We start from the raw sequence: 13,371 nt of genomic DNA, 5'->3' as shown, positions 1-13,371 counted from the left end.
AATGTTATACAAAATTTGTATAACATTCTTTTATGTACACAAAAAAATTTAATAATATTAATTATTAATTTAATAATATTTAGATGAAACTTATTGTTATGTTTACTCTTTTAAACAATTTTTTTTATATAAAACATTTTATTTAAAATATTTTACATATTTAATAAATTTAACATTATCAAATGTTTATTTAAGAATATTATTTACGATATGTAGTAATTAATAACGTTATGTTTCATTTATTGTCATTTTTATGTCGAGACTTAAAGAATTTATGTGTAAATATTATATATTTTTATTATATAATAAAAAATTGTATCGTTGATAATTATAAATATCAATTTTTTACTTTTAAAAGTAAAGTGTTTATTTTAAATATATTTTTAATTTTTTTAAAATATTAATTTAAATTTAATATAGTAAATATTAAAAGTATTTTTTATTATAAATGACATTTTTTTATTTAAAACATAATTGATAAATTTATTTTTCTATAGTTGTAATTTGTTATTTATTTCGTTATTAATGATTAATATTTAACTTTAATTAAGTTTTAATATATAAAATTATTGGCTTAGTACAAATTAAATTAATTATTATTTTAATAATATCATCTATAATTTACATATTTTGTAATTAACTGTTTTAATATTATATTTTTTTTAGTAAATTTTGCTCAATTATTTTTTTTAATTTTTTTCCGGGTGTAAATTTTATTATTTTCCGAGCGTTAATTAAGATAGTAGATCCAGTTTTAGGATTTCTACCTAATCTTTGTTTTTTATAAAATACATAGAAATTTCCAAAACCATAAAATTTTACTGATTTTCCATTTATTAACATATTTTTAATTTCTTCAAAAAATAATGATACTATTTTTTTAGATTCATTTTTGCTTAAATTCATGTGCTCAAATAAATATTGTGATATTTCTAATCTTGTAAGAGTCATATATTTAGTACCTTAATATTGCTCGAAATTGATGTTGTAATTTTGTTATACATTTTTCAATTATTATATTAATTTCTTTTTCTTTTAACGTTTTTTTTAAATCTTGAAAAATAAAGCTTATAGTTAAACTTTTTTTACCTGGGTACTCCTTTAATTGATAGTAAACGTCAAATATTTCAACACTTAATATTTTATCTTGAGCTATATTTTTACATATTTCTATTATTTCATAATACATGACAGTATTAGATACAATAATAGAAATATCTTTTTTAATACTAGGATAATTTGAAAATTCAATTATTTTTTTAATTTTTTTTTGTTTAAAATTTTCTAAACATATTTCAAATATAATAACTTTACGTTTTAAGTTTAAAAAATCCGATATATTGGGATGTAACACTCCTATTTTCCCAATTTTATTTTTATCAACATAAATGGCAGCACTTTGTCCTGGATGTAGCGATGAAATTTTTTTGTAACAAAATTTTATGTTTTCGAGTTCAGTAAATAATGATAGAATTGTTTCTACGTCACCTTTTAAGTCATAAAAATCAATTGTTCTATTAGGAAGATTCCAAGATTTTGGGTAACATTTTCCACTAACAATACCAGATAAAAATAATTTTTGTTTAACTTTTGATTGTAATTGACTATCAGGTATAAAACATAATCCACTTTCAAAAAAACGTAAATTATTTTGTTGTCTATTTTGATTATATATTACATTATTTATTAAACCCACCCATAAAGAAAGTCGCATAGCTGACATATCGAACGAAACAGGATTTGATATCAATAAAGGTATTTTATTAGGTATAATCAAATTTTGAATTTTAGGATTGACAAAAGCATAATTTATAACTTCATAATATCCTTTGTTAACAAGTATACTTTTAGCTTTTTTTAGAAATATATGTTTGTATTCATTGTTACATACAATATTCATTGTAGTAATTAATGATTTTTTATTGATTCTAGAATATCCATAAATTCTTAAAATATCACTAATAATATCTTCTTCTATAGAAAGGTCTACTCTCCAATGAGGAGGAATTACCTTCCAACCTTTAGTATTTTTGTAAATTACGTATCCTAAACGTAATAATATTTGTTCTATTACTATACTTTCTATGTTTATTCCAATAATACGATTAATATTGCTATGTTTTATAATTATTGCTTTTTTTTTGGAAGTTTTTTGTTTTATTATCTCTTGTTTTATTAATGGTCCTACTTTACCATTACATATACTTGTAATTAGTTGTGTAGCATATTCAATTGCATATTCTTGTAAATCTGAATTAATGCTATATTGATAATAATCAATTATTTTTTTATCTAAATTATTTCTTTTAATAATTTTTTTTACTACGTTGAAATTAAAAAATAAAGATCCTAAAAATATGTTTTTAGTAAATTTATTAATGCTAGAATATTGAGTAGAGTAATTATTACCTACTACTAACAATTTAGATTCGTTACTTAATACTATAGTACCCTTTTTTACAAATACTTTTTCTTTATTGTATAAGATAATGTTTTCTTCACAGTTTATTTTTTTTAAATAAATTATATTAGTATTTATAGATTTTAAATCTATAATATGTAAAGGCTCTCCAATTTCTATATAAATAAAGTTTATAACATCTATTATAAAATTTTGAGGCATAATATGACATTTTATTAATTTTTCTTGCATCCATAATGGAGTTTGTACGTTAATATTAATATCTTTTATTACTCTTCCTAAATAAATAAAATTATCTATATCTAATTCTTGTTGTATCTTAATTTTTTTTCGAGAAGTAACTAAGGATGTTTTTTTGTTTACTATAGGAATAGGTAAATTATTTATTATAGATACCTCTCTAGCAATACCTAAAATACTAAATTCATCTAAACGATTAGTGCTAATATTTAATTTAATTATAGTATCTTTAAAAAATTTGACTTTTTGAATATCAATTCCTGTGAATGTATCAAATGGTAATTTAATTATATTTGTACTAAAAGGAAATAATCCTAAATGAAAAAATGAACAAAATATACCTTCTGATTGAATTCCTTGAACATTTATCATTTTAATTTTGATATTATTATATAATTTAGATTGAGAGTTTGCTATTATTACTTTATCTTTAATTTTACAACTATTTTTGTATGATATTATTTTTAATAATTTTGAACATCCAATATGTACTACATATATTTCATATTTTAAATCAAAAATATTATTTTGAATAGAAATAACTTCTCCTATAAAAACATTAGAAAATTGATTAATTATTTGATTTACTTCTTCGACTTCTAAACCTAAAATTGTTAATTGTTTACATAATTTTTTTGTTGTGATTAAAGGATTTACCCATTCTCTTAACCAACTTTCGCTAACATTCATTTTTTATTATCTACTTTTATTTAAATTGTTTAATAAATCTTAAATCATTTTCGTAAAAATAACGTAAATCATTAATTTCATGTTTTAACATAGTTATACGTTCTACTCCGATACCAAATGCACAAGCAGAATACTTTTTAGTATCAATATTAACATTTTTTAAAACATTAGGATGGACTATTCCGCAACCTAGTACCTCAATCCATTTACCATTAACATCTTGAATATCTATTTCAGCGGAAGGAACTGTAAACGGGAAATATGCACTTCTAAATCTAATTGGGATATTTTTATGAAAAAAATTCTTTAAAAATTTATACATAATCCATTTTAAATTTGAAAAACTGATATTTTTATCTATAATAAGACCTTCTATTTGATGAAACATTGGAGTATGAGTGATATCATAATCATGTCTATATACTTTTCCAGAAGTAATTACTTTAAATGGAGGTAAAAATTTTTCCATTGCACGTATTTGTACACTTGAAGTCTGAGTTCTTAACAAAATTTTGTTACTAAATCTAAATGTATCATGTGATTCACGTGCAGGATGATTTTTAGAAATATTTAAAGCATCAAAATTATAATAATCATTTTCAATTTCTGGTCCAGTTAAAATATTAAACCCTAATTTATAAAAAAAATTTTCTGATGCATCAATCGTTATAGTAATAGGATGCATAGATCCATTTTCAATTTTTCTACCAGGAAGTGATATATCTATACATTCTGATAATAAATCTTTTTTTAAAGATACACTCTTTAATTTTGTTTTACATTTTGTTAATAACTCTTGAATTTTTTTTTTATATTCATTAAATAAAATACTAAAGTTTTTTCTTTCATTTAATTTTAATTTTTTTAGAATATTTAATTGGATAGAAAAATATCCTTTTTTACCTAAATATTTTATACGAACTATTTCTAAGTCTTTTAAGTTTTTTATATTTTTAATAGCATGTTTTGCTGAATTAAATATCTTTAGTAAAGACAATATTATCTTCCTCTATTTTAACTTACATTAATATATTTTATATATTTTGAGAACTGATTAAACTAAAAAAGCTTCCAACAAAAGGAAGCTTTTTAAATATTTATTAAAATTATACAAATGTTATTTAATAACATACATATGATACGTTGATATTTTACATTAAATATAATTTAGAAATAACAAATTACCTTAAAGCTTCTTGTACTTTTTGAACTAATGTTAAAAAAGTTGGTTTATCAAAAATAGCAATATCTGAAATAATTTTTCGATTGATTATTATTGATAGTTTTTTTAATCCTAATATAAATTTACTATAAGAAATGTTGTAATTACGACTCGCTGCATTGATTCGAGCAATCCATAATTTACGAAATTGACGTTTTTTTTGACGTCTATCTCGATAGGCATATTGACCTGATTTAATTACAGCTTGAGCAGCTACTCTATATGTTCTAGATCGTGCACTATAATATCCTTTTGCTTTTTTTAATATTTTTTTATGACGAGCGTGTGCTGTTACTCCTCGTTTTATACGAGCCATTTATTTTACTCTCTTATCTAAATATAAAATAATTTATTAAGTACAATTATAAATAAGGTAAAAATAATTTAACTTTTTTAAAATCGTTTTTAGAAACTATAGTATGTAGTTTCATATGTCTTTTATAATTTTTATTTTTTTTGGTTAAAATATGTCTCAGATTTGCTCGTTTTCTTTTAAACTGACCAGATGAAGTTTTTTTAAATCTTTTTGAAGCACTTTTTAAAGTTTTAATTTTTGGCATAAAAAATACTTCCATTGAAATTTATAAAAATATATGGTAATTGAGTTAAAATACTTAAAATTGTGAATGAATTATTAATTTTTTATTTTATTTTTTTTAGGTCCTAATATCATTATCATTTGACGGCTTTCTATTTTAGATGGAAAGAATTCAATTGTAGATAAGTTTTTTAATTCATTTTTTATACGATGTAACAAATGAACTCCTATTTCTTGATGTGCCATTTCTCTTCCTCGAAATCTTAAAGTTATTTTAACTTTATGACCTTCTATTAAAAATTTAGTAATATTACGAACTTTAACTTGATAATCACTTTCTTCAGTACCAGGACGAAATTTTATTTCTTTTATTTGTATATTTTTTTGATTCTTTTTTTGTTTTTTATGAGATTTACTTTTTTTGTATAAAAATTTACCATAATCCATTATTTGGCATACAGGTGGACGCGCATTTGGACTAATTTCTACTAAATCTACTCCAATGCTTTTTGCTAAATTTAAAGCTTTATCTAAGCTAACAATTCCTATCGGGTCGTTTTGTATTCCCGTTAAACGCACCTCAGTTGCTCGAATTTCTCCGTTAATTCTATTAGGGCGTGTAAATTTCATTCGTTTTCCAGATTTAATACTTTATACCTCCATCTTAGGTAAAGCATATATTGAATTTTCTTTTAGTATCATTTCAATAAAATTACTAATGTTAATGTTTTTTAAAATTTTATTGTCTCTTGTACGTATAGTAATTGTTGATTTTTTTAATTCATCATTTCCACATATTATAATATATGGCACTTTATAGTTAACAAGTGTTTTAATTTTTATATTCATGTTAATTATTCGTGTATCTTTTTTTATTCTTATATTATAGATTATTAATTTATTATATAATAAATTGACATAATCAATTTGGTCTTCCGTGATATTTATAATTCCTACTTGAATCGGAGATAACCATAATGGAAAAAATCCTGAATATTCTTCTGTTAGTATTCCTATAAATCTTTCCATAGAACCTAAAATTGCTCTATGAATAATTATTGGGATCTTACGATGGTTATTCTTATCTATATAAAAAGATTGTAAACGTTTAGGTAAATAGAAATCAAGCTGTATTGTACCACATTGCCAAGTACGATTTAAAGAATCCTTTAAAGTTAATTCAATTTTAGGTCCATAGAATGCACCTTCTCCTTCTTGATGTGTAAATTTTAACTTATTTTCATTTAAAACATTAATTAAATCATTTTCGGCTGTATCCCAAGTTATATCATCACCAATTCTTTTTTTTGGTCTACTGGAAAATTTAACATTAATTTCTTTAAAACCAAAAGTTTTATAAATATCAAATGTCATTTGAATGCAATGATTTATTTCTTTTTGTACTTGATCTTTTGTACAAAATATATGTGCATCATCTTGAGTAAAAGATCGAGTACGCATTAATCCATGTAGAGAACCAGATGATTCATTTCTATGGCATATTCCAAATTCAGCTATTCGAATGGGAAGATCTTTATATGAATGTAATTTTTGATTAAAAATTTGAACATGGCCTGGGCAATTCATAGGTTTAATACAATATTTACGTTTTTCTGATGATGTTACAAATATATTATCTTTATAATTTGACCAATGACCACTTTTTTCCCACATAATTTTATTTATCATTATAGGACTTTTAACTTCTTGATAATTGTAATATCCTAATTTTGTTCTAATAAACTTTTGTAATTCTTGAAAAATTATTAAACCATGATTATGCCAGAATACCATTCCTGGAGATTCTTCTTGTATATGGTATAAATCGAGTGTTTTGGCAATTTTTCTATGATCTCTTTTTAAAGAATCATCAATATTTTTTAAAAAAAAATTTAATTTTTTGTTAGAATCCCAAACAGTCACATATATACGTTGTAATGTTTTGTTTTTAAGTTTACCTAGCCAATAAACTCCAGAAAATCTTTGTACTTTAAAATTTTTACAAAAATTAATATTATACGTTTGAATACCATTTGTTATGTCTACATGGTTATTATGATAATAAATAGTTAATATTTTCTTTTTATTAAAATTGTTATTTTTAAGTATATAATATTTATAATATTCTAATGATTTTTTAAAAATTTTTTTACATTTATCATAACTTATTATTTTTCGAGTAATTAAATATTTTCTTTTAATTAATTCTCGCATTTTTTTTTCTATGATATGTAAATCATTTTTTTTTAATTCATATTCAATATCATAATAAAAACCGTCATCAGTAATTTTGCTATTTGCTAATTTAGCATTTGGCCATAAAGTTTTAATTGCATAAGAAAATAATTGTATACAAGTACACCGGATAATTTCTAATGCAAATTTGTCATTTGTACAATTAGTGATAATTTTTAAATTACAATTTTCATTAATTATAGTACACGCATCTACTAATGTTCCATTGATTTCAGCAGCAACACACAATTTAGATAAACCTGATTTGATTGTTTCGGCAATTTCTAAAATTGAAATTTGGTCATTAAATATTTTTTTTGTTCCATCTATTAATGTAACAATGGGCATATTAAGTCCTTTCACTGCATTAACAATTAATTTAAAAGTAAATTTATATTTTATAACTACATATTTATTGGTAAAAAATTAATTATTTATTTGTTTAAATTTTTTTTATTTTTAAAAATTTAGATATATGAAATATATATACTTACTATAATTGAGTATATAACTAATATATTTTTTAATTCTAAATAAAAGATTTTTTAATTATATATTTATTATTTTTTTATAAAAAATAATAAATATAATTTTTTATATTAGTATATACGATTAAATTAAACTAAATTAGTTAATTAAACTAACAAAGTATAGTGAGTTAAAATAACTAACTGCATACAAAACTTATAATCGTGTATCTACTGCTTCAGCTAATTTGTCAATAATTATTTCACTATCTTTCCATCCTAAACAAGGATCAGTAATAGATTGGCCATATATTAATTTATCTTTATTATTAATTACTTGAGAACCTTCTTTTAAAAAACTTTCAATCATCACTCCAAAAATTGCATTGTTACCATGGCAAATTTGATCTATAATTGATTCGCATACTTTTATTTGTAAATAATGTTTTTTAAGGCAATTAGCATGACTAAAATCAATCATTAAATATTCTGGAAGATGATGTTTTCTTAAATTATCTGTTGCTTTTTTTATATCTTGCGCATGATAATTAGGTTTTTTACCACCCCTCATAATAATATGCCCAAATGGATTACCACTAGTATGATTAATAGTCATCCGTCCATTTTTATCAGGAGCTAGAAATAAATGGCGTTCTTGAGTTGCTCTAATTGCATCTATAGCAATGTGTATATTTCCATCAGTACCATTTTTAAAACCTACTGGACATGAAAGAGCAGAAGCCATTTCTCTATGAATTTGACTTTCAGTTGTTCTCGCTCCAATTGCCCCCCAACTAATTAAATCTGCGATAAATTGTCCTATTACCATATCTAAAAATTCTGTAGCAGCAGGTAATCCTAATTTATTAATATTTAATAATAGTTTTCTAGCTATAGATAATCCATGATTAACCTTGAAAGAACCATTCAGTTCAGGATCTGAAATTAATCCTTTCCAACCTACTACTGTTCTAGGTTTTTCAAAATAAGTTCTCATAACTATTTCGAGATGAGAATAATATTTTTTTCGTAATTCATATAATTTGTTAGCGTACTCCATTGCAGCTGATGGATCATGAACTGAGCAAGGACCAATAATTACAAGTAAACGTTTATCATGTCCTTTAATAATATTAGATATATTTGTTCTTGTTTGAATAACATTCTCCATAATTTCAGGAGTTAATGCATAGTGTGTAGCTAATTCAAAAGGAGTAATTAAAGGATCAATTCTTATTGTTCTTAATTCGTCTGTTTTTTTCATTATATTTTCTCTAAATAAATTAAAATTTGATAAATATTTAATAAAGACATTAATTATTATTTTCATTTATATTATTTTAAGTTTTTCAAAAAATTATTGAAGTTAATAATATTGAAAATTAAAAATAAAATAATATAAATTATATAATTCGTTATATAAACATTTTTATAAGTATAAAAATATTCGTATTTATTAAATAATAAATCTTTTTTAAAAAGGATATATATTTGATTTATTTATTTTATTTAATACATTTTTTTATTTTAATCATTTTTATATTTTTGTTTATTTATTTATATCAATCTAAATAATATAATATGTAATATGTAATTAAAAAAATTGATGTTGCTTTTTATTAAAATAATAACTTGAAATAAACTTATATTAATTAAATTTACATAATATGTCCAAATTTTTTAATAAAGATTGTATAGATGCTTTTTGTTAAAATAGTAAACAAATTATTTCAAAGTATATAAATTAATATATATCAAGTTATTAATTTTAATATAGTAAAATTTTTTAAAGTTAAGTATAAATATAAAATTATTATATAGAACATTTAATTATTATTGCGAATTTATCAATTATTTTGATAATGTAAGTTTACATATTGATGTTATTAAAATTAATATTTTGTTTTCTTTTTTTTGTGTGGTATTTTTTTTGTAGAATGTTGTACTAAAATTTTAGAAATTGGTGCTTCATACATCCAAGATGCTATCATACGATATGATATTATTAAAATTACCGGGCCTATAAATATTCCAATAATTCCGAAGGCTAATATTCCTCCTATTACTCCGGACAATATTAATAATGCTGGTAAATCAATTCCAATTTTTATGAGCATTGGTCTTAATATATTATCTAATATACATATTATACCACTCCATACTAACAAAAAGGTTCCCCAAATAATATTATTATTCCAATATAACCAAATAGCAATAGGAACTAAAATTGGTAAAGGACCTAATTGGATTAAACAAAATAAAATCGTTAATATCATAAATAGAACAGAATAAGGAATTCCAGATATAATTAATCCAAACCAACCTAACAATCCTTGTAATAGTGCAGTTACAACAACTCCTAATGCAACAGATCGAATAACTTGTCCCGTTAATAAAACAACAGCATCTCCAGATTGAGAAGCTAATTTGAATGCGACATGTCTAATTATATTAGTTACTTTTTCTCCATTCCAATAAAGAATAACACTGAATACTAACATAAAACCAAGATGGATTATAAAACGACCAAAATGACTGGCTTGTATAAAAAAAAATTCAGTAGTACGACCAATGTAAGGTTGTAATTGATTTATTATATTATTACCACCTCCATTAATAATTTTTTTATAATTATGTAATAATTTATTCCCTATTATAGGGCAATCTTGTAACCATATTAATGTAGGAAATTTAAATTTACCTGATGAAAGCAAATGTATTAAAGGTATACTATTATTAATAATAATATGTACTAATATTACAGAAGGTATGATAAATAAAAGTAACAAACTTAAAGTCATAATAATAACTGCAAATGAACGTTGTCCTCCAAACCAACTTTGTAATTTAATCATAAATGGCCAAGTAGCTATTACTATCATGCTTGCCCAAATAAACCCTAATACAAATGGACGAACTATCCAGAAACTGGCAATTATCATACAAATAACGAATACTAAAGAAAAAATTACTTTTGGTAAATCCATATTTTTTTTTGGATTTTGCATACAAAAATTATACCTCAATAGTTCCTTGATATTTTTTAATCATACGAACAAGTTGTTACTTTTATAGGCAATAGTATCTTTAGAATAAAAAATATACTAAAGATTAGTTAAGACATAAACTGAATAAAGAGATAAAAATTGAAATAAAAACGCTTAATAATGTATTACATATAAAAAAATATAATTTTTTTTAAAAAAAACAAAATTATAAATATAATGTGAATATTAGTTACAATATTGCTATTTACATTTTTTAAAACTTACTTTTATTTAGTAACTTTTTATTTTTTTTATTCAGAACAGTTGTATTTTATTGACAAAAAAGTTAACATTTAAAATATTAATAATTTCTTTACATCGAAAATATTATAATGTATATATATCAATATATATTCTAACAAACGCTTTGTTGCTAATAAGAAATATATCTAACAACACATTAACATTTATTTAAAAAATAATTAATTATAATTTAAATCTTTTGATTTATATTAAATATATTTAAAGTATGAAATACTATTTTAAATGTTTAATGATTTCTTAAGTAATGTTTACAAAATATAATTTTAAAAAAACAAATCTTAGTTTTAAAAGTGTACTTATGTTCTAAATACATATAATTGTTAGTTATGAATTCAAAACTTATGAAAATTAAAAAAAAATCTATTTTATATACTGTTATAAATAAAGAATATAATAATGTTAAAATTTATATTACTCAAAAAGCTATTGACCAGTTTTTTTATTTGCTACAAAAAAATAGTTTAAATATAGGTATAAAATTAGATATAAAAAAATCTGGATGTTCTGGTTTTCGTTATATTTGTAAATTAATAAGAAATTTATCAAATAATCATCACTTAATAGAGTTCAATTTATTACATGATAAAAAAATAAATTTTTTTATACCTATAAAAATTATTCATATAGTAAATAACATTCAAATAGATTTTGTGCAAAATGGAATAAATTTTATTTTTGTTTTTTATAACTCGAATATGAAAAACTTTTGTGGATGTGGAGAAAGTTTTAATTTTATTAAATAACTATAGATCATTTAGTGTAATGTGTAAATATTAAATTATTTTTTATAAAAAAAATTAAATCTAGTACAACAGTGCTTTTTTTTGATAAAGGTAATAAATGTATGTTTATACTAATATTTTTATTTTTAGAAACAAATTTACCAACAAATTAAACAATGATTTTTTTTTCCTCGTGACAATAAAGTATATCGTGTAAATAATTTATCATTATAAGTTAATTGATATTTCCAATTTGTTTGAATTTTTTTATTAATCCGTATAGCTTTGGAACAAATCATAGTTTTAGCATTATTTTTAGATGTAGCTAATGAAGATAAAACTAAAATGTTCTGTAAAGAATTTTCGTGTTTCAATTGTATTGATTTAACGCCATCTTTAATTAACTGTTGTATATCCGATAATGTAATATGTTGAATATTATCTGTAAATAAATAATTAGTAATACGTTGTGCACTAGATAACCCCTCTTTCCCATGAATTATTAAAGTAATATAGTCAGCTAACATTTTACGAAAATTACTAAAATTTTCAGATTTTTTGTTATTTAATTGCATGTTATGTATTTCTTTCAAACTGAATGAAGTAAACATTTTTAAATAATGAAAAACTTCAGTATCTGGAATATTAATCCAATATTGATAAAAATTAAATGGACTAGTTTTTTTAGAATCTAACCATATTGTACCAATTTCTGTTTTACCAAATTTAGATCCATTACATGTGGTTAATAATGGGGTAGTTAATCCATAAACATTTTTATGATATAATTTATCAACTAAATTTATTCCAGAAATAATATTACCCCATTGGTCTGATCCACCTATTTGTAATATTGCATTATATTTTTTATATAATAATAAAAAATCATATGCTTGTAATAAACTGTATGAAAATTCAGTAAATGAAATTCCTTTTTCTGTCCTATTAATACGTTTTTTTACAGAAGATTTATTTATCATTGTGTTAATTGAAAAACATTTTCCTATATTTCTTAAGAAATTTATTATATTAATTTTTTTAAACCAATCGTAGTTATTAACAATAATCGCTCGGTTATGACATTTAAAATCAACAAATAAAGATATTTGACAAGTAATTTTTTGTATCCATTTATGAATATTTTCTCCTGTCAAAATTTTTCGTTCTTTTTTTTTAAAGCTAGGGATCACCTATTAAACTTGTAGCTCCACCGATTAAAATTATTGGCCTATGTCCTAGTAATTGAAATTGTTTTAAACATAATAAAGGTAATAAATGTCCTAAATGTAAACTATCAGCAGTAGGATCAAATCCACAATATAATGTAATTTTATTACAAATAATTTCTTTAAACAATTTTTTTTCATTAGTAATTTTTGATATTAATCCCTTAGATTTTAAATTAGTAATAATATTATTTTCAATCATTTAAAAATCCTTAATATTTTATTAATAAAAATTTAGTACTTAATATTAATTACATTTTTATTTATGTAGAATAAATAATAAATGTTATTTTATGTA

The 13,371-nt window shown here is 21.6% G+C and carries 10 protein-coding genes and 1 pseudogene; 1 reads left to right on the top strand and 10 read right to left on the bottom strand.

Annotation, left to right across the window (positions count from 1 at the left end; translation table 11 throughout):
- Nucleotides 1–651: 651 nt before the first annotated feature.
- From BUCNMO_RS00575 to ydiK, 9 genes are all read right to left on the bottom strand, one after another.
- Nucleotides 652–951, bottom strand: a complete 300-nt coding sequence (locus tag BUCNMO_RS00575; RefSeq protein ID WP_158344637.1) for an integration host factor subunit alpha — start codon at nucleotides 949–951, stop codon at nucleotides 652–654.
- Nucleotides 952–955: 4 nt separating this feature from the next.
- Entirely contained in the window at nucleotides 956–3,352 is a 2,397-nt protein-coding gene (pheT, locus tag BUCNMO_RS00570) for a phenylalanine--tRNA ligase subunit beta (RefSeq protein WP_158344635.1), read from the bottom strand.
- 16 nt (nucleotides 3,353–3,368) lie between these two features.
- Nucleotides 3,369–4,352, bottom strand: a complete 984-nt coding sequence (locus BUCNMO_RS00565) for a phenylalanine--tRNA ligase subunit alpha (protein ID WP_158344633.1) — start codon at nucleotides 4,350–4,352, stop codon at nucleotides 3,369–3,371.
- Nucleotides 4,353–4,533: 181 nt separating this feature from the next.
- Nucleotides 4,534–4,890: a 50S ribosomal protein L20 gene (rplT, locus tag BUCNMO_RS00560; RefSeq protein ID WP_158344631.1), complete on the bottom strand. Its 357-nt coding sequence runs from the start codon at nucleotides 4,888–4,890 to the stop codon at nucleotides 4,534–4,536.
- Nucleotides 4,891–4,936: 46 nt separating this feature from the next.
- Nucleotides 4,937–5,134, bottom strand: a complete 198-nt coding sequence (rpmI, locus tag BUCNMO_RS00555) for a 50S ribosomal protein L35 (RefSeq protein ID WP_158344629.1) — start codon at nucleotides 5,132–5,134, stop codon at nucleotides 4,937–4,939.
- 74 nt (nucleotides 5,135–5,208) lie between these two features.
- Entirely contained in the window at nucleotides 5,209–5,760 is a 552-nt protein-coding gene (infC, locus tag BUCNMO_RS00550; protein WP_158344627.1) for a translation initiation factor IF-3, read from the bottom strand.
- A 3-nt stretch (nucleotides 5,761–5,763) separates the two neighbouring features.
- On the bottom strand, nucleotides 5,764–7,695 hold the full coding sequence (gene thrS / locus BUCNMO_RS00545; protein WP_158344625.1) for a threonine--tRNA ligase: 1,932 nt from the start codon (nucleotides 7,693–7,695) through the stop codon (nucleotides 5,764–5,766).
- A gap of 336 nt (nucleotides 7,696–8,031) precedes the next feature.
- The gene (locus BUCNMO_RS00540) at nucleotides 8,032–9,078 is read right to left on the bottom strand and encodes a 3-deoxy-7-phosphoheptulonate synthase (protein ID WP_158344623.1); all 1,047 of its coding nucleotides are present in this window, start codon (nucleotides 9,076–9,078) and stop codon (nucleotides 8,032–8,034) included.
- Between the two features lie 628 nt (nucleotides 9,079–9,706).
- Nucleotides 9,707–10,822, bottom strand: coding sequence for an AI-2E family transporter YdiK (ydiK, locus tag BUCNMO_RS00535; RefSeq protein WP_158344621.1), 1,116 nt, complete (start codon nucleotides 10,820–10,822; stop codon nucleotides 9,707–9,709).
- A gap of 644 nt (nucleotides 10,823–11,466) precedes the next feature.
- Here ydiK and BUCNMO_RS00530 point away from each other — a divergent pair.
- On the top strand, nucleotides 11,467–11,868 hold the full coding sequence (locus tag BUCNMO_RS00530) for an iron-sulfur cluster assembly accessory protein (RefSeq protein ID WP_160118316.1): 402 nt from the start codon (nucleotides 11,467–11,469) through the stop codon (nucleotides 11,866–11,868).
- A gap of 137 nt (nucleotides 11,869–12,005) precedes the next feature.
- Here the strand turns inward: BUCNMO_RS00530 and tyrS are convergent.
- Nucleotides 12,006–13,275: pseudogene (gene tyrS, locus BUCNMO_RS00525) on the bottom strand (tyrosine--tRNA ligase).
- Between the last annotated feature and the right edge of the window lie 96 nt (nucleotides 13,276–13,371).

It is taken from the genome of Buchnera aphidicola (Nipponaphis monzeni) (assembly GCF_006741185.1).
In the GTDB taxonomy this organism is placed as follows: Bacteria; Pseudomonadota; Gammaproteobacteria; order Enterobacterales; family Enterobacteriaceae; genus Buchnera_H; species Buchnera_H aphidicola_T.
The sequence above is the reverse complement of the archived record's forward strand: the minus strand, read 5'-3'. Positions and strand labels throughout refer to the sequence as shown.